General features: G+C 63.3%; 21 protein-coding genes. 1 reads left to right on the top strand and 20 read right to left on the bottom strand.

The features are described from left to right. Nucleotides 1–98: 98 nt before the first annotated feature. On the bottom strand, nucleotides 99–3068 hold the full coding sequence (locus PH605_RS22470; RefSeq protein ID WP_081307678.1) for a bifunctional [glutamine synthetase] adenylyltransferase/[glutamine synthetase]-adenylyl-L-tyrosine phosphorylase: 2970 nt from the start codon (nucleotides 3066–3068) through the stop codon (nucleotides 99–101). A 287-nt stretch (nucleotides 3069–3355) separates the two neighbouring features. On the opposite strand from PH605_RS22470, the gene PH605_RS22475 reads away from it, so the two are divergent. Then, nucleotides 3356–4219, top strand: coding sequence for a MipA/OmpV family protein (locus PH605_RS22475; protein WP_161987992.1), 864 nt, complete (start codon nucleotides 3356–3358; stop codon nucleotides 4217–4219). Between the two features lie 75 nt (nucleotides 4220–4294). On the opposite strand, the gene PH605_RS22480 is transcribed toward PH605_RS22475, so the two are convergent. The 19 genes from PH605_RS22480 to PH605_RS22570 form a co-directional block, all read right to left on the bottom strand. Further along, nucleotides 4295–6016, bottom strand: a complete 1722-nt coding sequence (locus PH605_RS22480; protein ID WP_142846213.1) for an SDR family oxidoreductase — start codon at nucleotides 6014–6016, stop codon at nucleotides 4295–4297. A 61-nt stretch (nucleotides 6017–6077) separates the two neighbouring features. Further along, a complete protein-coding gene (locus PH605_RS22485) occupies nucleotides 6078–6503 on the bottom strand; it encodes a thiol-disulfide oxidoreductase DCC family protein (protein WP_142846211.1) in 426 nt (141 codons plus the stop codon). A gap of 279 nt (nucleotides 6504–6782) precedes the next feature. Continuing rightward, on the bottom strand, nucleotides 6783–8192 hold the full coding sequence (locus PH605_RS22490; protein WP_142846227.1) for a sensor histidine kinase: 1410 nt from the start codon (nucleotides 8190–8192) through the stop codon (nucleotides 6783–6785). Between the two features lie 9 nt (nucleotides 8193–8201). Further along, complete coding sequence (locus tag PH605_RS22495; RefSeq protein WP_031233368.1) at nucleotides 8202–8960, bottom strand: response regulator transcription factor; 759 nt, start codon at nucleotides 8958–8960, stop codon at nucleotides 8202–8204. Nucleotides 8961–9261: 301 nt separating this feature from the next. Beyond that, the gene (locus tag PH605_RS22500; protein ID WP_142846209.1) at nucleotides 9262–10830 is read right to left on the bottom strand and encodes a Do family serine endopeptidase; all 1569 of its coding nucleotides are present in this window, start codon (nucleotides 10828–10830) and stop codon (nucleotides 9262–9264) included. Nucleotides 10831–10983: 153 nt separating this feature from the next. Continuing rightward, nucleotides 10984–11451, bottom strand: coding sequence for a cytochrome c-type biogenesis protein (locus tag PH605_RS22505; protein ID WP_161987991.1), 468 nt, complete (start codon nucleotides 11449–11451; stop codon nucleotides 10984–10986). A 125-nt stretch (nucleotides 11452–11576) separates the two neighbouring features. Continuing rightward, nucleotides 11577–13568, bottom strand: a complete 1992-nt coding sequence (locus PH605_RS22510) for a heme lyase CcmF/NrfE family subunit (protein ID WP_142846205.1) — start codon at nucleotides 13566–13568, stop codon at nucleotides 11577–11579. Next, a complete protein-coding gene (ccmE, locus tag PH605_RS22515) occupies nucleotides 13565–14077 on the bottom strand; it encodes a cytochrome c maturation protein CcmE (protein ID WP_078054252.1) in 513 nt (170 codons plus the stop codon). Before ccmE ends, PH605_RS22510 begins: the two co-directional genes overlap by 4 nt. Continuing rightward, nucleotides 14074–15237, bottom strand: coding sequence for a c-type cytochrome biogenesis protein CcmI (gene ccmI / locus PH605_RS22520; protein WP_161987990.1), 1164 nt, complete (start codon nucleotides 15235–15237; stop codon nucleotides 14074–14076). The genes ccmE and ccmI overlap by 4 nt, the downstream gene beginning before the upstream one ends. Nucleotides 15238–15398: 161 nt before the next feature. After that, complete coding sequence (locus PH605_RS22525) at nucleotides 15399–15827, bottom strand: hypothetical protein (protein ID WP_078054311.1); 429 nt, start codon at nucleotides 15825–15827, stop codon at nucleotides 15399–15401. A gap of 105 nt (nucleotides 15828–15932) precedes the next feature. Beyond that, nucleotides 15933–17333, bottom strand: coding sequence for a sensor histidine kinase (locus tag PH605_RS22530; protein WP_065654175.1), 1401 nt, complete (start codon nucleotides 17331–17333; stop codon nucleotides 15933–15935). After that, nucleotides 17323–17994, bottom strand: a complete 672-nt coding sequence (locus PH605_RS22535) for a response regulator transcription factor (RefSeq protein WP_003509815.1) — start codon at nucleotides 17992–17994, stop codon at nucleotides 17323–17325. The genes PH605_RS22530 and PH605_RS22535 overlap by 11 nt, the downstream gene beginning before the upstream one ends. Before the next feature lie 94 nt (nucleotides 17995–18088). Beyond that, a complete protein-coding gene (locus tag PH605_RS22540) occupies nucleotides 18089–18343 on the bottom strand; it encodes a hypothetical protein (protein WP_003497070.1) in 255 nt (84 codons plus the stop codon). Nucleotides 18344–18480: 137 nt separating this feature from the next. Continuing rightward, nucleotides 18481–18687 carry a hypothetical protein gene (locus PH605_RS22545; RefSeq protein ID WP_035262738.1) on the bottom strand — a complete coding sequence of 69 codons (207 nt, stop codon included), beginning with the start codon at nucleotides 18685–18687 and terminating at the stop codon, nucleotides 18481–18483. Nucleotides 18688–18721: 34 nt separating this feature from the next. Next, nucleotides 18722–22522, bottom strand: coding sequence for a baseplate multidomain protein megatron (locus tag PH605_RS22550; RefSeq protein ID WP_142846201.1), 3801 nt, complete (start codon nucleotides 22520–22522; stop codon nucleotides 18722–18724). A gap of 16 nt (nucleotides 22523–22538) precedes the next feature. Beyond that, nucleotides 22539–22973 carry a C40 family peptidase gene (locus PH605_RS22555; protein ID WP_142846199.1) on the bottom strand — a complete coding sequence of 145 codons (435 nt, stop codon included), beginning with the start codon at nucleotides 22971–22973 and terminating at the stop codon, nucleotides 22539–22541. Then, nucleotides 22970–23854, bottom strand: a complete 885-nt coding sequence (locus PH605_RS22560) for a DUF2163 domain-containing protein (protein ID WP_142846197.1) — start codon at nucleotides 23852–23854, stop codon at nucleotides 22970–22972. Before PH605_RS22560 ends, PH605_RS22555 begins: the two co-directional genes overlap by 4 nt. Further along, nucleotides 23851–24489, bottom strand: coding sequence for a TIGR02217 family protein (locus PH605_RS22565; protein WP_142846195.1), 639 nt, complete (start codon nucleotides 24487–24489; stop codon nucleotides 23851–23853). The genes PH605_RS22560 and PH605_RS22565 overlap by 4 nt, the downstream gene beginning before the upstream one ends. A 56-nt stretch (nucleotides 24490–24545) precedes the next feature. Beyond that, nucleotides 24546–25127, bottom strand: a complete 582-nt coding sequence (locus tag PH605_RS22570; protein ID WP_142846193.1) for a phage tail tape measure protein — start codon at nucleotides 25125–25127, stop codon at nucleotides 24546–24548. Between the last annotated feature and the right edge of the window lie 62 nt (nucleotides 25128–25189).

Consider the following 25189-nt stretch of genomic DNA (forward strand, 5'->3'; position numbering starts at 1 on the left):
CGCCAAATTCGCAACGTTTGAGATGATCGCGCCGGTGCCGCATATCGATCTCCCCCCTTGAGGGGGAGATGCCCGGCAGGGCAGAGGGGGGTGAAGCCTCACCCACCATTCTTCACCGTCCCCACAAACGCCTTCCGCACCGCCTTCGCCAGCCGCTTCACCTCTCCCTCCAGTGTGGGAATGTCAGGGCAATCCCCCGCCCGGCAAACGAGATCGGTGAGGCCCGCCGGCGCCTCCTTCGGGTTGAAGGCGCCATCGATGCACAGCCGTACGATCTGCGATATTTCCGTATAAAGCCCCATCGCCGCCATGCAGTCATCGAAAGCCTGCGGCTCCATGACAGGGGCGGCGAGCGCTTGCAGCGCCTCGGCCGTGTTGCGCCCCGGTTCGTGCGCGGCAAGCCCCTTCACCGGCCCCACCAGCGCCAGATATTGGGCGATGAATTCGAGGTCGATCAGCCCGCCATTGATGAGCTTGAAATCCCAGTTGTTTTCCGGCGGCTTTTCCTGCTCGATCAGGCTGCGCATCTCCAGCACATCGGTAGAGACCTTGGCCACATCGCGCTTCTGCGACAGGATGGAAGCGATGATGCGGCGCGCATCCTCCATCAGCGAGGCATCGCCGCAGATCAGGCGGGCGCGGGAGAGCGCCATGTGCTCCCAGGTCCAGGCCTCCTCGCGCTGGTATTTCTCGAAGGCGGAGATACGCGTCGCCACCGGCCCCTTGTTGCCGGAGGGGCGAAGCCGCATGTCCACCTCGTAAAGCACACCCTCTGCCGTCGGTGCGGAAAGCGCCGCAATCAGCCTTTGCGTGACGCGGGTGAAGTAACGCACGACATCGAGCGGCTTTGCGCCGGTCGATTCATGGGCGTCGTCGTCATAATCGTAAAGCAGGATGAGATCGACATCCGAACCTGCCGTCAGTTCGAAGGAGCCGAGCTTGCCCATGCCCATGACAGCCACGCGCCCGCCGGGATAAGGCCCATGCGCCGCTTCCATCTCCGCCAGAACCGCATTCAGCGCCGCCTCGATTACCAGATCGGCAAGGTGGGTGAAGGCGCGGGCGGCGACCTCGCCGCGGATTGCGCCGGTGAGAAGCCGAACCCCGATCAGGAAGCGCTGTTCGGCGGCGAAAATGCGAAGCCGGTCGAGAATATCCTCATAATGCCGGGCGTTGGAGAGAAAGCTTCCCATGCGGTGGGCGAGATAATCGCGAGTCGGTACGTCGCTCATCAATGCCGGGTCCAGCATGCCGTCGAAGACATGCGGGCGGGCGGCGATGATTTCGGCAAGGCGCGGTGCGGACGACATGATCGTCACCAGCAGGTCAAGCAGCGCCGGGTTGTTGCCGAGCAGCGAAAAGAGCTGGATGCCGGCCGGCAGGCCGGAGAGGAAATTGTCGAAACGCAGCAACGCCTCATCGGCCCGCTTGCTTTCACCGAAGGCCCTGAGCAGGTCAGGCGTCAGCTCCGTCAACCGCTCGCGCGCCTCGACGGATTGCGTCGCCCGGTAGCGGCCATTGTGCCAGGTGCGGATGACGCGGGAAATATCCTCCGGCCGCTCGAAGCCGAGGGCGGAGAGCGTCTTTAACGTATCGGGATCGTCCTTCTGGCCGGTGAAGACCAGATTGCCGGCCTCGCCAGACAGTTTCACCTCCTGCTCGAACAGCGCCGAATAACGCCGCTCCACCAGCCGCAGCACCTGTTCCAGCTTTTCCGAAAAGGCCTTGGTGTCCTCGAAACCGAGCATAAAGGCGATGCGCTTCAGTTCGGCTTCGGTGTCGGGTAGCACATGGGTCTGCTCGTCGCGCACCATCTGGATGCGGTGCTCCACCTCACGCAGGAACCAATAGGCCTCCGTCAGGCTGTCACGCGTTTCGGCGTCGATCCATTTCGCCTCGGTCAGCGCCGCAAGCGCCTCCTGCGTTGCGCGCACCCGAAGCGCCGGCATGCGGCCGCCGGCAATAAGCTGCTGTGTCTGCGCGAAGAACTCGATCTCGCGGATGCCGCCGCGCCCGAGCTTGACATTGTGGCCCTTCACCGCAATCGCGCCGTGGCCCTTATGGGCATGGATCTGCCGCTTGATGGAATGAATATCGGCAATCGCCGCATAATCGAGATATTTGCGGAAGATGAAGGGCGTCAACTCGCGCAGGAAGTTTTCGCCCGCCCTGATATCGCCCGCCACCGGCCGCGCCTTGATATAGGCGGCGCGTTCCCAGTTCTGGCCCCTGCCCTCATAATAAAGCAGCGCTGCCTCCACGGGGATGGCGAGCGGCGTCGAGCCGGGGTCGGGCCGGAGCCGCAGATCGGTGCGGAAAACGTAGCCATCGGCCGTGCGCTCCTGCATGATGCGGACGAGACGGCGCATCATCCGGCCGAAATTCTCCGTCGCATCATAGGGATCGTCCATGATGCCGGCTGAGGGTTCGAAGAACACCACGGCGTCGATATCGGAAGAATAGTTCAGTTCGCGCGCGCCGAGCTTGCCCATGCCGAGCACGATGAGGCCCGACCCGTCGCTGGGGGCTGCGACATTTTTCAGTTTCAGCTTGCCGCTCTCATGGGCGGCGAGCAGCAGGTGATCGATGGCGGCGGAAAGCGATGCATCCGCCATGTCGCTCAGCCAGCGTGTCGTATCGCGGGCGGTGAAGATGCGCGCCAAATCGGCAAGTGCTGCGATGAAAGAGAGCCGCCGCTTGGCCACCCTCAGCCGCGACATCACCTCGTTTTCGCTCGGCACCCCGCCTTCTTCGCCCGGCTTCCAGCAATCGCGCGCCTCATGGACAAGACCCGCCAGCAGCGGCTCGAGCGGTTTCGACATCGCCAGCGACAAAAGCCCCTCATCCGCCGACGCCATGTCACGCAGATAGGGGGACAGCGTGAAAGCCGCGGCGATAAAATCCTTCAGCGGACTTTCCCCGGCAAGCAGCGCGGCCACCGCCGGCTCGCTTTTGCCGATATCCTTCAGCGTCGAAAGAACGGATTTCAGTTCCGTCTGCGTGTAGGGGCGGATTACGCCCGGCAGAACCTCGCTCAGCCGCCTTTCAGCGGTTTCCCGTTTCGTCACTGTGTCTCTCCCTCTTACGACTATCCTCTCGCCGCTCCCTGACATGCGGTTTTCAGGACCGGATGCGCCGCACCCGAAACGTCCCTGCCGCCGCACCTCTTGGAATCCTCCCGGCGCATGCATCTGGCGTTGTAACAAATGCAGGCCGCTTTGCGATCATAAAACCGTCGATGGCGATGTTTTCCAAAGCGCCGTTCCCCGTAATGTCTCCGCAATTGTGCCCGCGTAGCGTCAGCCTCAACGAAACCCGACTCCCCGGTTTTCCAACGCTCGGTGTTGCAACGGATATGATCATGAAACAGATTTTTACGGTGAAATTGCAAAAGAACCTGCGCGCGATGGCCCTTTGCCTGACGGCGCTGCCCATGGCGCAGGCCGTCTGCACGCCCGTTTTTGCCGCCGACATCGGCAAATCGGACCGGGTGGCCGATCCGCAGGGCAATTTCGACAATGCCCGCTACAGCAGCTCCAGCGACTGGAAGATCACGCTCGGTATCGGTGCCGCCTACGCCCCGAAATATGAGGGTTCGGACAAGCTGGAAGCAGGCGCCGTGCCGCTGGTTTCCATCGAATATGGAGATACGCTGAGCATCGATTTCAGCGGCGTCACCGTGAACCTTTTGAACCACAACGGCTTCAGGCTGGGTGTGAAGGGCGGCTGGGAAGCCGGGCGCAAGGAAAAGGACGACAGGAAAAACCTGCGCGGAATGGGCGATATCAAGGCGGCCGGCGTGGTCGGCGGCGTCATCGCCTATGGCGTGGACCCCTTCGAAATCTACGCCAAGGTGGACAAGACCATCGACGGCAGCGAAGGCCTGACCGCGACCATCGGCGCCAGCGTCTCGCACAAGGTAGACCAGTTCATCCTGGGCGCCGATCTTTCCGCCACCTGGGCCGACGACAAGCACATGAAATCCTATTTCGGCGTCACCTCGGCCCAGTCCGCCCGCTCGGGCCTGCGCCGCTTCGACGCGAAATCAGGCTTCAAGCGCGTCGACGCCAGCGCCTCCGTCACTTACCTTATGACCGAGAACTGGTCTATCACCGGCACAGGCGGCGTCGGCTTCCTGCTGGGCGATGCCAAGGACAGCCCCCTGTCGAAGAAAGATATTCAGCCGTTTGCGATGGTGGGCGTCGCTTACACGTTCTGAACCGCGAGCAGGAAAACCGCGCGGCCACGGATGCGCGCTCCGGCATGTCCCCAATGAGGAAAGGCGTCCCTGCCCTCACGCCTCCTCACCCGGTGAAGCGCCGCAAGGCGTTTCACCGGGGCCGCGATGTTCCACAGAACGAGCGACCGGTTCCAGCGTGCCCTTATAAGCGACGACGAGACCGATGAAGGGCAGAGAAATTTCCACATCGAAGTGGAAGCGGCCGTTTTCCTCTGACTCGAAACTCTGACCCTTCGGCAGAAGAAAGCCGGGCAGCGGCACGCCCAGAAGATGCCATCGCCGGGGGATGAGAGCCAGCCGGCCGCCATCGAGCACCAGCGCCAGAGCGACGGTAACGACGCCGAAGCGCTCCGCCAGCAGATATTGATCCTTGCCCAAGCCGGCCGACTGTGTGGACGAGAAGCGCCGCCCGCCGAAATTCCGCGTCCAGCGCTCCTTGCCCTTTTCCGGCGTGAAGGTAACGCTGACGGGAATCTGCTTTCCCGCCTGCGGAAAGCCGACGAGCGCGGAAATCATGCTGGCCAGCATGCCCTGCCCGCGGCGTATCTCGGCGACCCCGCTCCATTGCCGCGGATCCTTGCTGTCGTGCAGTTCCCGCAGGCGCGGCGGCAAGTCATCGAAGGCCGGGCCGAGAAGCTGGCGGAACAGCGGGACGTCGCGTTCCTCGCGGCGGAACCCCGTGTAGATCGTCTTGCTGCGGAAAAGCCGGTCGTAATCGGCAAGGTTCAGCGCATCCGTGCCGGCGCGTGCGCCGGGCAGCGGGCGCTCGCCGCTCAGCATCTTGCGGACAAGGGCCTCGATAGCCATGGAGGGGATGTAGGGGCCATCATCGCCTTCGGCCAGCAAATGCCAGCTCATCTCCATCGGCCTGCCCGCTGCACGCCCCTGCGCGCGGACGAACATGCCGCCGCGATGTTCGCCAAAGCGCATCCGGTTCAGCACGGCATGAAACAGCGGCGATAGCGGCGCGAATGAGGGAAGGCCGAACCGCGCTCGCGCTTTCGCCAGAAGGTTCAACATGCGGTGCAAAAACTCTGGCACGGGACCGGCCCCCATCCATATATCGGTCATCGACGGGTGTTCCGGTGGAATCACCTGCAAATCCGGCACATCGACCAGCGAAAAGTGAATATTGCGCAACGGCAGCCTGCCGGGCACGGCGACGGTGAAGCGCCTGCTTTCCGCAAGGCCGACGCCATGCGACGGCCCGCCATGCCGCCAGAGTTTTACCGGCGCGCCGGCATAACCCACGACCGCCCGCATGACGTTGAGGCCGATCCCGGCATAAGGAGACGGCGCTATTCCGCCCTCGACGGCGAGAATGTCCATGGTCCTTTCCATTTCGCGCAGAACGGCGGCCGTCAGAACGGGAAAACTGCTGACGCCTGACAGAACGAAAACACCGGCGGCTTTTGCCCGCTCGTCGAATTGGCTGACGCCGAAAACGAAATCGGCGGCATCGGCGAAATCGAGATAGTCTATCCCGGCGTCGATGCATGCCGTTATCACGCCGTAACATGCGCTGCCATAGGTCTGGAAAGGCCCCGATGCATCGACGACAAGGTCGGGCTTGTGGATGCGCAGGGCGTCTGCGATATCGCGGCGATCGAGCATCAGCGGGCGCAATTGCGCCTTTCCGCGCCAGGCTGTGCAAAAGGCCTCCGCCCGTGCGCGGCTGCGGCCGCAGACGAGAATTTCAAGGCTGGACATATCGGCAAGCAGTTCCGCCAGTCGACCGCCGAACACACCATAACCACCGAGGATCAATATTTTCATTACCCTGCCGACGCCTCTGTGCCACTGCCCGGTTTACCTGAACGGGTGGCCATTGCCATGGTCAAAGGATTCTCTCCCGGTACTCCGGCGGCGCCACCCAGCATTCTTCGCGTTTTCCGAACCAGCGGTATCGATGGCGGGCGACATAACGATAGACGGGATCGCGCAGGAATGCGGGAACAATGCGCAGGACGCCCAGCAGCAGCCAGGGCATGCCAAGCGCTTCATAGATGCTCAGAACGGCGTCGCTATCCTGCCGCACCCTGTCGCCATCCACGACCAGCAGGCTGACCGGATTTTTCGGGTCCATGCCATGACGCCGATAGATTTCCGCCCCCGCTTCTCCCTGCATGGATGCGAGCCGGAAGTATCCCCGCCTGTCATGCCGCAGAACGAATTGCGCATTCACGGAACACAACACACATTCGGCATCGAAGAGGATGATCGGGTGATGCCGGTCGCCGGCCAAGGGAATTGTGCCTGCCATCCGTCGCAAGTCCTTTTGTCGATCACATCAAACCGACCTATGAAGTTCAGCAATAATCCAGACGAATATTCTTCCGATCATCTGTCAATTCAATCGCAAAAGACAGTTATTTTTCGAGGAGTTTCCACGCAAACATCGGTGATCACCATTGGTTACGAACGCTTGCGTCACAGGACAGATTGCAGGCGTCTCTGACGCCACGAATTCCTGCAAAATTCGACCCTGTTTTACCGGCGCGGTTTGACTGTTATGTACCATGCCGGGTTCGTACGAGACGCATCAGGGTTTCGGAAGGGGAAACACCATCGAAACGGTAAGCCCCGGACAGGCGGTATTCGTGGCATCCGTGTCCGACAGCATCAGCGATCCGCCATGCAGCTCCATCACGGCCTCCACCAGCGACAGGCCGAGCCCGGTTCCGGGTTTCGAGCGGCTTTCATCCAGCCTGACGAAGCGTTTCAGCACCTCGCCGCGTTTGTCGGCGGGAATGCCGGGCCCGTGATCGGCGACGGAGAGCACGATGGCCTCCGGCTCCCTTGCCAGACGCACAACGAGCTTTTTGTCGCCTTCGCCCTCGCAGGCATATTTCATGGCGTTGTCGATGAGGTTGGAGAGGGCCTGTCCGATCAGCTCGCGGTTGCCCTTTACCGAAAGGTCAGCCTCTATTTCGGCCTCCAGCACAAGCCCGGCATCCTCGGCCACCGGCTCGTAGAGTTCGGCGCTGTCGGCTGCAATCGCCGAGACGTCCACATCGGTCATTTCTGCTGCAATTGAGCCGGCCTCGACGCGGGAAATCATCAGGAGTGCGTTAAAGGTGCGGATAAGCTGGTCGGATTCGGCGATGATGCCTTCAAGCGCTGCGCGCCGTTTCGTCTCGTCATTGTCGTCAAGCGCTGCGGCCGCCTTGTTGCGCAGCCGCGTCAGCGGCGTCTTCAGATCATGGGCGATATTGTCGGAGACCTGCCGCAGGCCTTCATTCAGCTTTTCGATGCGGCCGAGCATGGCGTTGAGCGAGCCGGACAGGCGGTCGAATTCATCGCCGGAGCGACCCTGCGGCAGGCGCTGCGAAAGGTCGCCCGCCATGATCTTCTTGGTCGCCGCCGACATGCGGTCGATGCGTTTCAGCGCGTTGCGGCCGATGCCGAACCAGATGAGCAGCGCGCCGCCGCCCATGATGGCGAGCGCCACCATCAGCGCGTTGCGCACCAGCGCCCGGAACTTGGTGGGTTCGCCGAGGTCGCGCCCGATCAGGATGCGCAGGCCATTGTCCAGCATGAAGACATTGGCGGTGGCCAGATGCTGCACGCTGTCGCCGCTTTCGGAGTATCGCTCGTAACGGAAAGGAAAACCGGTCCAGCCTTCCTTGTCGAAAACGCCCGGCTGCACCGAAGCGACGTTGCCGGCAAGGATTTCGCCATTCGGCCCGGCGATGACGTAAAGGCTCGCCCCCGGCTGGCGGGCACGGCGTTCCATCATCCGCAGCAGCGGGTTGATGCCGCCGCGATTATAGATGCGCTGCACATCCGAGACTTCCTGCAAGACGGCGTCACGCGTCTGCTGGTTCAGCAGCCGTTCGGAAAGGGCGGTGACATAAAAGACCAGGAAGGCGGCGCAGAGCGCAAACAGCAAAATATAGAGCGCCGAAAGGCGCACCGCTGTCGACCGGAACACTATTCTGAGGCGGGCCATTTTCGCCAATCAGCCCTCGTCCTTCATCATGTAGCCAGCGCCGCGAATGGTCTTCAGCAGCGGCTTCTCGAAGTCCTTCTCGATCTTCGAGCGCAGGCGGGACACATGCACGTCGATGACATTGGTCTGCGGGTCGAAATGATAGTCCCAGACGTTTTCGAGAAGCATGGTGCGGGTCACGACCTGACCGGCATTCTTCATCAGATATTCGAGCAGGCGGAATTCGCGCGGCTGCAGCAGGATTTCCTTGCCGTTGCGGCGGACATCGTGGGAGAGCCGGTCGAGTTCGAGATCGCCGACCCGGTAGATCATGTCCTGCTCGGGCTTGCCCTTGCGACGGCCCAGCACCTCGATGCGGGCGAGCAATTCGGAAAAGGCATAGGGTTTCGGCAGATAATCATCACCGCCGGCGCGCAGGCCGGTGACGCGGTCATCCACCTGCCCCAGCGCGGAAAGGATCAGAACCGGCGTCTCGATGCCGCGGCGGCGCAGCTCGCTGATGACGGAAAGTCCATCGCGGCGCGGCAACATGCGGTCGATCACCATCACGTCGTAAGCGTTCTCGCAGCCCATGAACAGGCCGCTCTCACCGTCGCTCGCATGGTCGGCGACGATCCCGGCTTCGCGGAACGCCTTGGTCATATAGGCCGCAGCCTCGAGGTCGTCTTCAATGACAAGAATCTTCATGTGCGGGACAATAGCGCCCTCGCCCTTTTCCGCACAACCGGAAACAGATGCGACAGACATTTCCTGAACCTTGTTTTCCATGAGGTTTCCTCCGAAGACCCGGTCTCTGGCGTTATCTGGCTTCTAGACGGGGCGACCGCCCATGGAGCGAGTGGTTACCGCTTGTTTCTTCTCCCCGCCGGGGAGAAGGTCGCGGCAGCGGGATGAGGGGGCAAGGCCAGAGATTTACCGAGAGGTTCCCCCCTCATCCGACCCTTCGGGCCACCTTCTCCCCGGCGGGGAGAAGAAACGGGCCGCAACGCCCTGCCATACTCAACCGCCCCGTCTCAAGAGCGGGATACGACGCCGGCTCCCGAAAGAACCGGCATCGCCTTTCAGCCTATCAACCCTGGTCGATATCCAGAGCGATGAAGCGGCTGCCGTCATCCGTCTGGATCTGGAACAGCGCCTTGGAGCGTCCGTCCTTCTTGGCCTGTTCGAGGATCTTTTCGATATCGGCGGCGGAAGCGACCTGCTGGTTGTTGACCGAGGTGATCTTCTCACCCGTCTTCAGGCCACGGGCGGCAGCATCGCTGTCGGGGTCGACATCGGTGATGGCAAGGCCGTTGCCGTCATCGGCGGGCGAAACCGTCAGGCCGAGGCTGGAGAGCACCTTCTCGCTGGAGGACTGGCCGCCCTTGTCGTCGTTCTGGCTCGGTGTCGCCTTGGAAGCATCGTCGCTGGCGAGATCGCCGAGCGTTACCGTGACAGGCTGCGACTTGCCGCCGCGCCACAGCGAGATTTCAACCTTGGTGTTAGGCGCCATGCCGCCGATGCGGCGCGACAGGTCGCGGGCATCCTTGACGGGCTCGCCATTGACGGCGGTGATGATGTCGCCCTGCTTGATGCCGGCCTTGTCGCCCGGCGAGCCGGCCTGCGGCGAAACGACGAGCGCGCCGCTGGCTTCGGAAAGGCCGAGCGATTCGGCGATATCCTTGCTGACGGGCTGGATCTGCACGCCGAGCCAGCCACGTTCCACCTTGCCGTCCTTCTGCAGGTCGGCGATCACGTCCTTGGCGACCGATGCCGGAATGGCGAAGGCGATGCCGACATTGCCGCCGGAGGGCGAGAAGATGGCGGTGTTGATGCCGACGACTTCGCCGTTGAGGTTGAAGGCGGGACCGCCCGAGTTACCACGGTTCACGGCGGCGTCGATCTGCAGGTAGTCGTCATAGGGGCCGGAGCCGATATCGCGGCCGCGGGCCGAGATGATGCCGGATGTCACCGTACCGCCAAGACCGAAGGGGTTGCCGACGGCGACAACCCAGTCACCAACGCGGATCTTGCTGTCATCGGCAAATTGGACATAGGTGAACTTGCGGTTCACATCGACCTTCAGCAGCGCCAGATCGGTGCGCGGATCGCGGCCGACGAGCTTGGCATCGAGTTCGGTACCGTCGTTCATCACGATCGTATAGGCGGAGCCGTCATCGACGACGTGGTTGTTGGTGACGATGTAACCGTCTTCGGAAATGAAGAAGCCGGAGCCCTGAGCGACGGGGCGCAGCGGACCCTTGCCGTCACGGTGGCGATTGGGGCCACGGTCGGAGCGATCCTGGTTGGGGCCGCCGAATTCCTTGAAGAAGCGCTTGAGCGGATGGTCATCCGGAAGCTGGTCAAGGCCACGGCCACCGAAATTGAAGGAGAAATTGCTGCTATCATCGGAAGCGGGCTGCACGTTGGACTGCACACGAACGGAGACGACGGCAGGCGATACCGCATCGACCACATTGGCGAAACTCGGAACCTGCGGCGCATTTACCTCAACGGGGGCGGCAAACGAATGGAGGATCGGTGCGGCGATGCCGGTGGAAAGCATCAGCGCCGCAAGGCCGCCAACGGTCGCGGCCTTCAAAGCCGTCTTCAGCGAGGCCGTCTTCAGCGAGAAATGGCCGTTTTGCGAATGAGACATGGTGTACCTTCTTTCTTCATTCAGACTGGAGCCCGTTTGACCGGGGAAGCGGTGGATGATGAAGATATAGGAGGCGACACCTTACGGCGAAGTGTCTGACGAATGAAAAATCCGTAATGTTGAAAAAGAACCGTGGGGAAAAATGAAAAACGGTTATTTTTCAATGAGATTGCGAATTCTCATCTCTTCGTCCGCGCTCAGTTTCTGCGGCTGTTCCTGGCTTGCTCGACGGCGCGAAAACACGAAGACGGCAAAAATTCCCGCAAGGGTGAGACCGATGGGTGCGCCCCACAAAAGCACGGTGCGCAGGCTGAGGCGCGGTTTCAGGAGCACGAACTCGCCGTAACGGGACACGACATAATCGATGACGGCCTTGTCGCTGTCACCCTCGACCAGCCGTTCGCGCACCAGAACCCGCAGGTCACGCGCGAGCTCCGCATTGCTGTCGTCGATGGACTGGTTCTGGCAGACCATGCAGCGGAGCTGAGACGTGAGGTTGCGGGCGCGCTGCTCCAGCACGGGGTCTTTGAGGACTTCATCCGGGTTGAAGGCGAAGGCCGGAGAGGCTGCAGCGAAGACGAGGGTGAGAAGAAGAGCAAGCCTTGCCACTCTCTCCATCATTCCTGTGCTTGTCACAGGAATCCAGCCAGCCCAAGTCTTTGGGCTGAGAGGAGTCCTTCGCCGCGCAGACGCGCGTCGGCTGGATTCCTGTGACAAGCACAGGAATGAGGGGAGCAAGACCACACTCATTCCGCCGCCTCCGGCATTGCAGCCCGCACCGGCTTCGCCTTGCGATTCGGCGCTCCGACCCGCAAACGCCTGTCCGAGAGCGAGATGAAACCGCCCGCCATCATGAACAGCGTGCCGCCCCAGATGCATAGGATGAAGGGTTTCCACCAAATGCGCACCACCATGCCGCCATCGGCCATGGGGTCACCCAGCGAGACATAAAGCTGGCTGAGGCCGAAGGTCAGGATGCCGGCTTCCGTCGTCGGCATCCGGCGTGCGGTATAGAGCCGCTTGGACGACCAGACATCGGCCACCTCCACCCCCGCCTTGCGCACGGTAAAATGGCCACGATCCTCGGTGAAATTCGGGCCGACGGCGTGGCGGACGCCATCGAAAGTCAGGCTGTAACCGCCCGCTTCCGCCGCCATGCCCTCTTTCATTTCCAGGACCGTCTCGGTCTCGAAAGTGGTGACGATGACGATGCCGAGCACGGTGATGCCAAGCCCCATATGCGCCAGCGCCGTGCCGAAGGCCGAACGCGGCAGGCCCTTCAGGCGGCGAAACGCGATACCGAAGGCGAGCTTGCCGAAATTGGCGCGATACCAGAGATCGGCGAAAGCGCCGAAGATCAGCCAGAAACCGGCGGCGATGCCGAGTGCGGCCAGCACCGGACCGCCATTTTCGATGTACCAGAGCGTCAGCCCGGCAAGGGCTGCAAGCGCTGCCGCCACATAAAGCCGCTGGAAGGCTCCGAGAAGATCGCCGCGCTTCCAGGCGAGCATCGGTCCAAAAGGCGTGACGATCAGGATCGGGATCATCAGCAGACCGAAGGTGAGATTGAAGAAAGGCGCGCCGACCGAGATTTTTTCGCCCGTCAGCGTTTCCAGAATGAGCGGGTAAAGCGTGCCGATCAGCACGGTCGCGGTCGAGACCGTCAGGATGAGGTTGTTGAGGACAAGCGACCCTTCGCGCGAGATCGGCGCAAACAGGCCACCGGCCTTCAGGGAAGGTGCACGCCATGCAAAGAGCGCGAAGGCGCCGCCGATGAAGACGGTCAGGATGCCGAGAATGAAGATGCCGCGGCTCGGATCGGTGGCGAAAGCATGAACCGAGGTGAGCACGCCGGAGCGGACGAGGAAGGTGCCGAGCAGCGACAGCGAAAAGGTCATGATCGCCAGAAGCACAGTCCAGATCTTCAGCGCCTCGCGCTTTTCCATGACGAGCGCCGAATGCAGCAGCGCGGTCCCGGCAAGCCACGGCATAAAAGAAGCGTTTTCCACCGGGTCCCAGAACCACCAGCCGCCCCAGCCGAGTTCATAATAGGCCCAGTAGGAGCCCATGGAGATGCCGGCGGTCAGGAAGGTCCAAGCGGCGAGTGTCCATGGCCGCACCCAGCGCGCCCAGGCGGCGTCGATGCGTCCTTCCAGCAGCGCCGCAACGGCAAAGGAGAAGCAGACGGAAAAGCCGACATAACCGAGATAGAGCAGCGGCGGATGAATGGCGAGGCCGAAATCCTGAAGAATGGGATTGAGGTCCTGCCCCTCGGCCGGCACCGGCTCCAGCCGCAGGAATGGGTTGGAGGTGAGGAGGATGAACAGCAGGAAGGCGACCGAAATCCATGCCTGCACCGCAAGCACATTGGCTTTGAGCGTTTCCGGCAGGTTGCGGCCGAAGGCGGTGACGAGCGCGCTGAAAAACACGAGGATGAGCAGCCACAGCAGCATGGAGCCTTCGTGGTTGCCCCAAACGCCGGTGAGCTTGTAGATCATCGGCATTAGCGAATGGGAGTTTTCCCAGACATTGCGCACGGAAAAATCCGAGACGGCATAAGCCCGCGTCAGCGCCGCGAAGGAGAAGGCGACCAGCAGGAACATCAGGACCGAGCCGAGCGAGGCGACATCCATCAGCGCCCGGTCGTTGCGGCGCGCGCCGATGACCGGTAGCGTCGAGACGATAAGCCCCACACCGAGCGCCAGAACCAGAACATAATGGCCGATCTCGTTGATCATCTGGTCGCTCCGGTCTTGTCGGAAGAAGCTGCGCTGGCCGCTGGCGTTGCGGCGGCGGGTTCTTCGCCTTCCCCCGCGTGCTGCCACAGGCCCTTGTCCTTCAGCCGGTCTGCCACTTCCTTCGGCATGTAGTTCTCGTCGTGCTTGGCCAGCACGCTGTCGGCAACGAAGCCGTGGGTCGCGGCATCGAACATGCCTTCGGTAACCACGCCCTGCCCTTCGCGGAAAAGATCGGGCAGGATGCCGGTATAGCTGACCGGCACGTTCGCTTCACCGTCGGTCACCGTGAAGCTCACCGTGCGGCCCTCGCCGCGCTTGATCGAGCCTTCCGCCACCAGCCCGCCGAGACGGATGCGGGTGCCGGGGTTGACGGGCGTTTTCTCCAGATCGGCCGGCATGTAGAAATAGGCAATGGACTGACCGAAGGCGAACATGACCAGCAGCACGGCTGCAACAATGAAGCTCATGCCGCCGCCGATGATCGCCAGGCGTTTCTGTTTGCGGGTCATTGCGTCACTCCCTGCGGCGCGGCATCCTGCTGCCCGTTCATGCGGATCGGTCCGGCGGAAACGCCCAGTTCCTTAGCTAGCGCCAGCAGTTGGCGGCCCTGCTCGCCCTCCGGCGGGAAGGCCTTCAGCCCCGCTCGCAACGCCTCTCCGGCCTTGGCTTCGTTCTTCAGCACGGAATAGGCACGGACAAGCCGCATCCAGCCTTCAAAATCGGCGGGGTTTTCCTTCAGCTTGGCGTCGAGGCTCGACACCATGCCCTCGATCATCGCCTGCCGGTCAGAAGCCGTCATGTCTTTTGCCGCCGCCATGTCCTCAGCGGTCGGGCCGGGTGCGGCGGGGGTCGCCACGCCGCCGGTGCGGGCGATATGCTCTTGAACCAGTGGCAGCCAGGGCGCACCGGCGGGCGCATCCGCCGCCAGTGCGGTGAAGGCGGCGCGTGCTTCCTCGGCCTTGCCGGCCTGTTCCAGCGACAGCGCCAGATAGAAACGGGCGCGCGGATTGCCGGGTTTCAGCTCTTCGGCCTCAGCAAAAGCAGCACGCGCAGCTTCGATGACGATGCCGTCATTGCCGGCCACTAGCGTTTCGCCAAGGCCCGTCAGCCGTTCCGGGCTCGGTCCCAGAATACGAAGCGCATTGCGATAGGCAAGCTCGGCATCGCCAAGCCGCAATGTCTTGAAATAGATCGGCGCGAGGATATCCCAGCCGGCGCCGTCCTCCGGGTTCTGCGCCAGATGCCGTTCCGCCCGCGCGACCAGCAGGTTCATGTCGTTGCCGGGCTTTTCAAGACGCGCCTCGAGCGGCATGTCCGGCACCTCCGGACTGCCGTTCCAGATGTAAAGACAGAGACCGAGCGCGGGCAGCAGAACCGTGATGAGGCTGGCGGCGAGATTGTGCCGGCGCGGCCGGGTTTCTTTGCCGGATTGCTCTTCCGCTTCGGCGGCGGCGAGAAGCCGGCGGCCGATTTCGGCGCGGGCATAATCCGCCTCGGTGTCGCCGATCAGGCCGGCAGCACGTTCGCGGTCCAGTTCGGCCAGCTGATCGCGATAAACGGCGACCTCACCGTCGCGGCGCGTCTGCGACGCCTCGGTCTTCCGCATCAGCGGGTACATCAGGACGATGGCGACAGCCGCCGTCAATATCGCAACGACAATCCAGAACATAAGGCTCAATTACTCGAATGCGCGGCACATGGAAACATGAAGCGCGGGGATGACGTGAATTTGAGACATCACGCCGCACCGCAGGCCATTTCCCGGCTGCACCGCCATGCCTCTTCTTGTCATCGCAAAAGGTCCGTGACCTTGATTTACGTCAAACTATTTTAAGTTAGCGGCGACCAGCTTCCATCGGCATTGCGGCAGGCTGCGCCGCGCGCCCTGGTTTCGCGTCCGTCGACCGTCAGGGTGTGGGAATATTGCCGGCAATTCTGGTTGCCGACCTGATAGGGCGCATTGGCGACCACCTGCCCCTTGGCGTCATCGCCGATCCACGACACGGGCGTGCCGACGGGGGCCGTTTCCAGCGCCTTATATTCGGCCTCCAGCGCCTTGGTCTGGTCACCCCTGTCGAGCTGCACGCCGCTTCTCCCGACAATGCCGCCCTCAAGATTGGCAAGGAACGGCGTCGAAGGCTGCGCAGAGCGGCCGAACAGACCGCCGCCCGCCGGGCGGGTGCCCGTGGTGGTGCAGGCGCTCAGCATCGATACACACAGGATCGAGAGAAGTGCCGGGCGTGACACCAGCGAACGCATTGTCACGGAGCGGCAGCCATCATACACGTCAACCAAACCCTGTCCTCTTTTTTACCGCATCGCACCTAATATAGTGCCATTGAATTTCTTGCCTTTTTTCTTGCCTCACGCAAGCTCTTTCGAAAGGCCCGGCAAAATCAGATCGGCTTTCAGCCCGCCGATGGCGCTGCGCGACAGCGAAAAGCGGCCATGGTACTCTGACACCACCTCGGAAACGATCGACAATCCGAGGCCCGTACCCGGCCGGCTTTCGTCCAGCCGCCGCCCGCGCTTCATCGCTTCGCTGATCTGTTCCGGCTCAAGCCCCGGCCCGTCGTCCTCCACCGTCAGCTCCACCCAGGAGCGACGGGCAATTTCCGCATCGGAGGATGGGTGCGTGCCGGCCGCAAGCGTGATGACCACGCGCGTCTGCGCAAAACGCGCGGCATTTTCCAGAAGATTGCCGACGACCTCTTCCAGATCCTGCTGCTCCATACCGAGCACCGCGCCGGGTTGCTCGAAATTCAGCACGAACTGCTTGTCGGGGTTCAGGCGGCGCATCACGCGCACAAGCCGTTCCAGCGCCGGCTCCGCTTCCACGCGGGCGAGGATCGAGCCGCGCTGGGCGGCGATGCGGGCACGGGAGAGATAGGATTGCACCTGCGCCTGCATGGCGTCCGCCTGCGCCCGCACCAGATCGCCATGCTGCGGCTCCAGCGTGCGGGCCTCGTTCAGAAGAACGGCGATCGGCGTTTTCAGCGAATGCGCGAGATTGCCGACCTGCATGCGGGCGCGCTCCACGAGGCGGCGATTGCTGTCGATCAGCGCATTGACCTCATTGGCGAGCGGCTGGATTTCACGCGGGAATTCACCTTCGAGGCTTTCCGCCTCCCCGCCCCTGATCTTGCCGAGCGCCACGCGAGCCTGATCAAGCGGTCGCAGACTGTAGAGAATGGCAAGACCGTTGACGACCAGACTGCCGACACCGAAAACGGCGAGCGCCAGATAAAGGCTGTTGGAGAAATCGCGCACATCGTCTTCCACGACGTTCAGATTGCCGGAGACACGGAAACGCGCCGCGCGCCCCTCGCCATCCAGCACCACTTCCGTTTCCGCCACGCGCACCTGATTGCCGGCCTCGTCGGTGACGGCATAAAAGCGCTCATAGCGGTTGTCGAAGGGCGCATCGAGAATGCTCGGCACCGGCAGGGTGGAGACGCCGAGCGACGATGATACCAGCGGCGCGGTCTGGAAATTGCCGAGCGGCTCGACAACCCAGTACCAGCCGGTATCGGGTTGCGAAAAGCGCAGATCGCCGAGCTGCGGGCTGCCGGCCAGCGTATTCTCGTTGGAAATCGTCACGGAATTGATGACGTTATAAAGCTGCGCCCTCAGAAGATCGGTGAAGCTGCGCTCCACCCCCTGCCGGTAAAGCGTCGAAATCACGACAGCGATCACCACCAGCGCCAGCACCGACCAGAGCGAGGCGAGCAGCAGAACGCGGGCGGTGAGGGAATTACTTCGCATCTGCCGGCGCTTGCATCCGGTAACCGAGACCACGGATCGTCTCGATCAGATCAACCCCGAGCTTCTTGCGCAAACGGCCGACAAACACCTCGATGGTGTTGGAATCGCGGTCGAAATCCTGATCGTACATATGTTCGACCAGCTCCGTGCGCGAGACGACCTCGCCCATGTGGTGCATGAGATAGGACAGCAGCCGGAACTCGTGCGAGGTGAGCTTCAGCGTCGTGCCGTTGACGGTGGCCTTGGAAGATTTGGTGTCGAGCCGGACCGGGCCGCACACCAGTTCGGAAGAAGCATGGCCGGCGGCGCGGCGGATGAGCGCGCGCACGCGGGCAAGCACTTCTTCCACATGGAAAGGCTTCGTCACATAGTCATCGGCACCGGCGTCGATACCGGCAACCTTGTCGCTCCAGCGGTCGCGGGCGGTGAGGATGAGCACCGGCATGGCCTTGCCGGCCGCACGCCATTTTTCAACGACGGTGATGCCGTCGAGCTGCGGCAGGCCGATATCGAGGACGATGGCGTCATAGGGCTCGGTATCGCCGAGATAATGGCCTTCCTCGCCGTCGAATGCCTGATCGACAACATAACCGGCTTCTTTCAGCGCATCGGTCAGCTGACGATTGAGATTGGCATCGTCCTCAACAACGAGAATACGCATTGTCCGCCCTTTCCTGTATCCCGGCCCGCAGGCGCGTCGCCGGTCATGCTAAATGTGTCGGATTGTTTTCCGATATTTCGGCGATGCGGGCAAGCTACATCGGCACGCGCATCGTCACCTTGCGCGGGCGTTCGCCATTGCCCTGGACGAGAACGGTGACGACACAGGACTGACCGTCACCGGAAGGATAGACCGAAAGCAGCTGACCGCCGGTTTCGCGCACGACGCGGGCGACGGCTGCGCCGCAATCGCTCGCCGCCAGAATGTAATGGCCCTGCAGATCAGCCTCGGGCGCCGTGAAACCGGAAAGCCCGGCTGCAAGCGTCGCGATGATGAGAGGTGATGCCATTCTACAAACTTCCAAAAAACCGGGTGCGTCTCGAACCGTATTGTGACCGAATATGTAGCGCAAAGCGTCTGAATGGCAAATGAATGCCGCCCCCGCCGCGTGGGTGCCAGGCGGGAACGGCGTTGTCGCGGGTGCTGTCAGCGAATGGCGCTGGTCGCCGAAAGACGGCCATAAAGTGCGACCAGACCACCGATTCCGCCCGCAACCGTCACCAGCCCGTCCGCAAGTTCTCCTTGCAGACCGGCGGGCAGATCGAGGCCGGCGATGCTGAAAAGCGGTGCGAAAACCGCGACCAGGGCGCCCCAGATCGTGCGCGATTGATACCATGCTTTGGTACTGTCCATAGTCTCATCCTTTGCGTTGTTTTTCAGGCACATGTCAGATCGGGAGGGTGGCCTCAGCCACCACGCCCGAGGGCACCGCGCGGCCGAGCATTCGGACACGCACGGAAATGTGATCCCGCAATGCCGGGAAATCTGTGAGTTCGTCTGCGGCGGGGTAAAACCAGAAGGGTTGCGAAACCTCCGCCATGCGCCGCACGGTCTCGCCGTCCAGCACCTCGATGCGATAAAGCTCGAAGGGCTCGTCCAGCGGAATGTCGCTCGCATCCCAGCCGTCGGCCTCCACACGGCCCCGTCGTTTCCACCTGATGAAAACGCCGTCGCCGCGCCGCTCGGCAGCAAGATGCACCGGCGCGAGCGGTGTCAGCGCCCGCAGGCCGCCCTCGAAGGCAAAAGGACCGCTTGGCGCGCCCGCCATTCCGGCGGCTTCCGCGATCCAGTTCAGGCGTCGCCCGCGCTCGCTCGCGGCAAGACCGAGCGGCTGCACCGCCGCATCCAGCACCACCACCGGCGCACCTTTCGGCGCGCCTGCGGCGAGCGCGTCTTCCGTGCCGGCCAGTCCCCGCAGAAGAGCGGAGAGCCGCCAGCGTGCGGGTGCGATTTCCTCGGCCTTTGCGAAAGCGACGATCTCCCACACACCGTTCGCCGCCTTGATGGCGAGACGGTTCTCGCCGTTCAGCACCGAAAGCTCCCCGGCCGACGATACCTCGCCGAAGGGCAGATCGACGACAACGGTGTTTTTCCGGTCGAAGCGGCCGGAAGGACCTGATGTCAGCGGCATTGCCAGCGCGCCGATCATCGCCGGCCGGTCCAGCACCACGCGCTGCCGGTAACCTTCCCTGCCCGGCGACGCGGAAATGATGATTGGCCGCCAGGGCTTTGCAAGCGCCGCAATCCGCGCCGAATCCTCCGGCGCGGTGCCGTCATGGTAGGGCAGATCGAGAAACAGCACCTCGGGCGCGAAACCTTCGGCTCCGCTTGCGCCGCTGCTGCGCCGTTCCTCCGCGCCGCCGGCAAAGACCGGAAAGGCAGCGGAAAAGGCCCGCGCCTCCACCTGCCGCACCGCGCCGTCCTCGATCCGGCTGACCAGAAACCGCCCTGCCGGCGCCTGCGGAAAGGTCCCTTCCGGCAGGCGGATACAATCACCCGGTTCAAGCGCGATATCGCAAGGCGGCAGAGCAAAGCGCAGGCTGCGCCGCGCCTGCCGGTTGTCGCGCAACAACGCCTCGACGGCGGCCTCCGCCGTTTCCGCAGGCAGGGCAGCGTTAAGATCGAGCCGCATCACCCGGCTGCCGGCATTGTCGATGCGCCGGGACCGTACACTTGCCTGCTCGTAATCCAGCGTGGGGTTGAAAGAGGTCAGCACGGCTTCAGCCGCGAAATCGCTGTCATGGCCGCGATTTTCCGACCAGAGCGGCTCGTCTTCCAGATCGGCCAGCACGGCAATATCCCGGACCGGCAAGACGGCCGTATTGCGGGAGCGGAAGCGCAGGGTTCCGCCATCTTCCGCCACATCCACCTGAAACGCCGCCATCAGCGGCTCCAAGAGGTTGCGGGCAGAGGTCACGTCTCCCTGCACATAACCTCCCAGATCGCCGCTGACGGCGGAAACATCGAAGTCTGAAAAGCCGTGGTCGGTGAGGATGGCGGCGATGGCATCGGCGAGCGTTGCCGTGCCCAGCCTCCCGTTCAGCCAGTGGCCGGTGCGCCAGTTCGCCCCATCGCTCCAGGCCGCGCTATTCTGCGGAAAGGCCGGAAAGGGCCGTGCATCCCAGGTCCACAGATAGACCCGGTTTGCATCGACCATCGCCGCATCGCCCTTTCCCCAATGGTCGAGATGTGCCTCCAGAAACCGTCGCTGCTGGCTGTCGGCGCGGTTGCGGCGGGAAAAATAGGGAAAAGCGTTTTCCGCCGATTTCGGATCGGGAAAGACATTGGGGCGCGTCGCGCTCTTGTCCACCGCCGGGCAACCGAGTTCGGTGAACCAGACCGGCTTCGAGCGCGGCGCCCATGCCGTGGGCGCGGTTTTCTCCACACCCCGCACCCGGTCGTAGTGGAGGTTTCCCCACCAATTGCGCAAGTCCTTGTAACGGAACACCCACGGCTTGCCCTTCAACCCGTCGGTAATCGGCGTGCGCCGCCGCGCGGCGCGGTCCGCATCGCTGGCATAATACCAGTCGAACCCCTCTCCCGCCGTGATCGCGCGGCGGAAGGCGCTCACATCGTCCGGGCCGGTCATGCCGTCAAGATTGCCGTTTGCGGCATCCCCGTCGCGCCAGTCGGAAAGCGGCATGTAATTGTCGATGCCGATGGCGTCGATATTCGGGCTCGCCCAGAGCGGATCGAGATGGAAGAACACGTCGCCCGAACCGTCCGCCGGCTGGTGACCGAAATATTCGCTCCAGTCCGCCGCATAGGTCAGCTTCACCGCCGGCCCCAATATCGCCCGCACATCGCCCGCCAGCCGCACCAGTTCCTCGACAAAGGGAAAGGCATCATTCTCGTCTCTCAGCGCCGTCAGCCCTCGCAGCTCCGAGCCGATCAGGAAAGCATCCACCCCGCCAGCCCGGGCCGCCAGCGCCGCATAATGCAGCACCATACGGCGGTAGCCTTCATCGCGGTTGCAGAAGGCGGAAACCTGCGCCCTTACGCCCGCGGTGCGATCCGCAGAGCCGGCCCTGCCGGGTGCGGGAAAGCAGGTGATGCGCCCGCGCCAGGCATAGGCGTCCTGTTCACTTTTGCCGTAGGGGTCGGGCAGACCATTGCCGATGGGAACATCCATCATCACGAAGGGATAAAGGCACACCCGAAGCCCGCGCGCCCTGAGATCGGCTATCGCCTGCAACACGCTTTCATCATTCGGCGTGCCGCCATAGGCCGGGCCGCCGCCGTGATGGCTGACAGGATGCGCCTCATCGCGCGAAAGGCCGGCGACGGACCATGGCATGGTTTCCCCATCCCGGCCGCCCACTTCCACGCCCGGCAGAATGCGGCATTCCCCCGCCCGCATATCCGTGCCGAACCAGCTCACCACCAGCGCCACGCTCTCAAGATTGGGACACAGATCCAGCAACTCGTCGATCGCGGCCCCCCAGTCGGTCGAAGCGGTCAGGCCGTTGCGGTTCATGATGCGGCTTTGGCCGATCCCCGTTCTTTCGGAAACCTGCGCGGTGGCGTAACCATGTTCCGTTGCCCCCGGAATGACGGTGATGGCGCGGATGGATTTTTCCAGCCGGCCGACCGGCCGCACCACTTCGAACTGCATGAGCGGAATGCGGTTGCCGAAGCCGTCGAGCGGCAGGCGTTCGAACACCACATAGGCCAGTCCGCGAAAGGCCGGCGCATTGCCCGCCCCCTGCTTCGCCTCGATCAGCGGGTCGGGCAATTGCGTCTCGCTGCCGGGATAAAAGCGCATCTCCACGGCACTCAGGTCCACCTCCCGCCCATCGGCCCAGACGCGCCGCACCCTTGCCGCCTCGCCTTCGCACAGGCCGATGGCGACGTTGGCGAAATACCGAAAGGTCTCCACTTTCGGACCGCGATTGCCCTTGCCGCCACGCCGCTGCACCTCCACGCTTTCTTCGAAACGCGTCGCCCAGATCAGCGTGCCGCCGATCCGCGCTGCCCCGTAAAGCCGGTTGATCGCCGCGCCCTCATCCGCGCCGGGAATGCGCGCGGTCGAGAGCCGCGCGCCCGTTACCGTCCGCCCGTTCGAAAGCAGCGTGCGGTCGATGGCATTCCCCGCCAGCGCCCCGGCCGCCCGGCCGATTACCGCGCCCAAAGGACCGAAAATGCCGCCGAGTGCCGCGCCCGCCGCCTGAAAAACGATTGTCGCCATGCTTGCCTCGAAAAATTCAGGGATCGGGAAAACGGAAGACGCCGGCAATGCGCCGCCGCCAGCCCGGCACGAGCGCCGAACGCATCACCGCCGCCTGTTCATAGGCGTGGATGAAATGCTGCGGACCGGCGAGAATGCCCAGATGCTTGGCCGCCGCATCGGCCCGCCAGCGGAACAGCAGCAGGTCTCCCGGCCTTGCCTCTTCCAGGCTCGCCACCGCCGGAAAATGGCGTTTTGCCGCCGCCATCAGCCGGTCCTCGCCGCCGCGTTCGGCCCAATCGGGCGCATAGGGCGGCGGCAATTCCGGTTCGTGGCCGTAAAGGTCCCGCCAGATGCCGCGAATGAGGCCGAGGCAATCGCAGCCGACACCCTTCAACGAGGCCTGATGCCGATAGGGCGTGCCGATCCAGCCTTCGGCGAGCGCCAGCACTCTTTCGCCGGGATCGCTCATGAAAACAGCGCCCCGCCGTCGTGGCTCTCGCCGCCCGCCGCATAGGAATAGGCAAAATCCGCCCCCGGCAGATGCGGAAAGCCCCGGAAATTCAGATGATTGCTGAATTTTGCCCGGCAGGTGGAAAAACTCTTGTCGCAGCCGGCGGTGACGGAGAACGTATCTCCCGGCAAAGGCGGCTGTTCCGGCAGCAGCCAGAAGGACAGAAGCACCCCGCCGTCACGCCGCTCCTGCCCGTCGAGATCGAACCCCTTGCCGGCGAGCGGGCCGGTCAGAAAACGCAGCTTTCCCCGGCTGAAAAAACCATCGGCAAAGGCATCGAGCCCGGAAACGAGCAGTCCGCCAGAGGCATCCACCGCCGCGACGCTGCCATGCCCGGTAAAGCGGGCCAGATCGACACCGCAACGCCTGTCGCCAAGGGCGGCGTCGCAGCGCCGCCCATAGACCCGGCCCTGTGGCTGGCCGAGGCGATGGGCAAGACTGCGCAGCTCGGCGCGAAAAGCGCCGCCGGCCCGCGTCACCTCGCCAATCTCGCGCCTGTTCAGCAGCACATGCTGGTCAGGCGCCTGCCAGTTGACGAGGAAAAGCTCCACCCTCGCCCCATCGAAACGCCCGGCGGCCAGATCGCCCTCCGCAATCGCCTCGCTCGAAAAACCGCCCGCCACCTCCCCAGCGCCGGCGCCCAGTCCCGTTTCGCCGTCACTATCGCTGGCCGAAAAGCCGCTGGCGGCAAGGTAGGAGGTGCCGGCAAACGATATCGCCTCGTCATGATCGGTAAAACCGATCACCGCACCGTCCTTCAGCGTCACCTTCCAGCAATGGCATGTAGTCGTCGCATCTTGCCCGAGATGCCCGGCAAGGGCGGCGGGAATGGTTTTCATGGCAGGATTTCCATCAGTGGAATGGAGGGAATGCGGCCCGCCTCGAAAGCGGTCAGGTTCACGTCGATACGGTCGATCCCGAAACGGACCGGCACGTCGAATTCGAAACCGGCGCGGATCGCGGCGCCGGCGGGCGGCACCCGCCCCGCCCGGAACACGATCATTCCGGTTACATGATCGACCGCCACATCAGCCGCTTCGACCCTTACCCCTTCGACCGAAACCATGACCGAGCCTTCGGCCGGTTTCTCGATCCGCCGCACGAAGGAGCCGCCGGCATCGGCATAGGTCTTCCACAACTGAAAACCCGCTGTCACGCCGTCGCCGGTGCCGATCCTCTGATCGGTCGCGGCGGGCGTCTCTCCCGGCGGGCAGGATTTGAAATCCACCGGGTCGCGAAAACGAAAGCCGTAAAGTTCGCCGCGTCGCGCCTCGAAAAAGGCGAGCACCTCATAAAGATCGGCGACGGAGCGGATACCGGATCCGGCGTCATAACTGCGTCTGGCGTTCCTCCAACGCTGATTGCGGCTTTCGCGGCCATTGGACAGGTTGACGATGTCCGTCCGCCGCACCGGCCCGCCGCTCACCCCGAGTGCGAGCCGCAGCGGAAACCGCACTTCATGAAATGCCGCCATGTCATTGTTCCTGGATTCTTTTCGATGGTCTTGAAACGTGGGAGGACGCGCGTGCGTCACAATCCGCGCTGGCCGCGCCCGACGCTGCGCGCCAGCATGGCCGCGATCTGGCCTTCGCTTTTCCGAAAGCTCGCAGCGTCCGTCGCCGTCACGTTAAAGACGATCTGCGCCCCGCCACCGCCGGACGGTGCAGCAACGCCGAGAGCGCCATCCGAACCGCGCTTCAGCGGCAGGACCGCTTCCGCCCCCGCCTCGCCCATCAGGCCAAGCCCGCCGCCCATCGGAAAAAAGGCGGGGCTGGAAACGACGCCGCCATCGGCAAAGGGCGTGATGCTGCGTCCCGGCACACCGCCATCGGCAAAGGCAAACAGCGAACCGCCGCCGTTCAACAGCCCGCTGACGGCATTGCCGATCATGCCCTCAAGCGGTTTCAGACCGGCCGAGAGTGCGATGCCGGACAGCCGCTGCCCCAACCCGCGCAACACATCGTCCAGCCCTTTGCCACCCGCCGTCGCCGCCTGCAGGGCCGAGGTCAGGGCCGCCCCGAACCGCTCGGACCGGCGCTCAAGATCGCCCATCACCTCGGACAGCGCCTCCGCCTCTTCCCGGTTCTCGGCCATTGATCCTTCGCCCGCCATCGCGCTTGCCTTTCTGATTCAACTGGGGAATGCATGGTGCTGAAACAGCTCTCAAAACCGCT

This window comes from Agrobacterium sp. CFBP 3001 (assembly GCF_027871605.1).
Taxonomy (GTDB): Bacteria; Pseudomonadota; Alphaproteobacteria; order Rhizobiales; family Rhizobiaceae; genus Agrobacterium; species Agrobacterium leguminum.

What these genes read in the sequence shown, in the direction of transcription:
- PH605_RS22530 (WP_065654175.1), bottom strand. Translation starts at nt 17,333, where the DNA reads ATGCGAAGTAATTCCCTCACCGCCCGCGTTCTGCTGCTCGCCTCGCTC.
- PH605_RS22480 (WP_142846213.1), bottom strand. Translation starts at nt 6,016, where the DNA reads ATGAAAATATTGATCCTCGGTGGTTATGGTGTGTTCGGCGGTCGACTG.
- PH605_RS22525 (WP_078054311.1), bottom strand. Translation starts at nt 15,827, where the DNA reads ATGCGTTCGCTGGTGTCACGCCCGGCACTTCTCTCGATCCTGTGTGTA.
- PH605_RS22490 (WP_142846227.1), bottom strand. Translation starts at nt 8,192, where the DNA reads ATGGCCCGCCTCAGAATAGTGTTCCGGTCGACAGCGGTGCGCCTTTCG.
- PH605_RS22510 (WP_142846205.1), bottom strand. Translation starts at nt 13,568, where the DNA reads ATGATCAACGAGATCGGCCATTATGTTCTGGTTCTGGCGCTCGGTGTG.
- PH605_RS22545 (WP_035262738.1), bottom strand. Translation starts at nt 18,687, where the DNA reads ATGGACAGTACCAAAGCATGGTATCAATCGCGCACGATCTGGGGCGCC.
- PH605_RS22475 (WP_161987992.1), top strand. Translation starts at nt 3,356, where the DNA reads ATGATCATGAAACAGATTTTTACGGTGAAATTGCAAAAGAACCTGCGC.
- PH605_RS22540 (WP_003497070.1), bottom strand. Translation starts at nt 18,343, where the DNA reads ATGGCATCACCTCTCATCATCGCGACGCTTGCAGCCGGGCTTTCCGGT.
- PH605_RS22505 (WP_161987991.1), bottom strand. Translation starts at nt 11,451, where the DNA reads ATGATGGAGAGAGTGGCAAGGCTTGCTCTTCTTCTCACCCTCGTCTTC.
- PH605_RS22565 (WP_142846195.1), bottom strand. Translation starts at nt 24,489, where the DNA reads ATGGCGGCATTTCATGAAGTGCGGTTTCCGCTGCGGCTCGCACTCGGG.
- ccmE (WP_078054252.1), bottom strand. Translation starts at nt 14,077, where the DNA reads ATGACCCGCAAACAGAAACGCCTGGCGATCATCGGCGGCGGCATGAGC.
- PH605_RS22550 (WP_142846201.1), bottom strand. Translation starts at nt 22,522, where the DNA reads ATGGCGACAATCGTTTTTCAGGCGGCGGGCGCGGCACTCGGCGGCATT.
- PH605_RS22560 (WP_142846197.1), bottom strand. Translation starts at nt 23,854, where the DNA reads ATGAAAACCATTCCCGCCGCCCTTGCCGGGCATCTCGGGCAAGATGCG.
- PH605_RS22555 (WP_142846199.1), bottom strand. Translation starts at nt 22,973, where the DNA reads ATGAGCGATCCCGGCGAAAGAGTGCTGGCGCTCGCCGAAGGCTGGATC.
- PH605_RS22570 (WP_142846193.1), bottom strand. Translation starts at nt 25,127, where the DNA reads ATGGCGGGCGAAGGATCAATGGCCGAGAACCGGGAAGAGGCGGAGGCG.
- PH605_RS22485 (WP_142846211.1), bottom strand. Translation starts at nt 6,503, where the DNA reads ATGGCAGGCACAATTCCCTTGGCCGGCGACCGGCATCACCCGATCATC.
- PH605_RS22535 (WP_003509815.1), bottom strand. Translation starts at nt 17,994, where the DNA reads ATGCGTATTCTCGTTGTTGAGGACGATGCCAATCTCAATCGTCAGCTG.
- PH605_RS22500 (WP_142846209.1), bottom strand. Translation starts at nt 10,830, where the DNA reads ATGTCTCATTCGCAAAACGGCCATTTCTCGCTGAAGACGGCCTCGCTG.
- PH605_RS22495 (WP_031233368.1), bottom strand. Translation starts at nt 8,960, where the DNA reads ATGGAAAACAAGGTTCAGGAAATGTCTGTCGCATCTGTTTCCGGTTGT.
- ccmI (WP_161987990.1), bottom strand. Translation starts at nt 15,237, where the DNA reads ATGTTCTGGATTGTCGTTGCGATATTGACGGCGGCTGTCGCCATCGTC.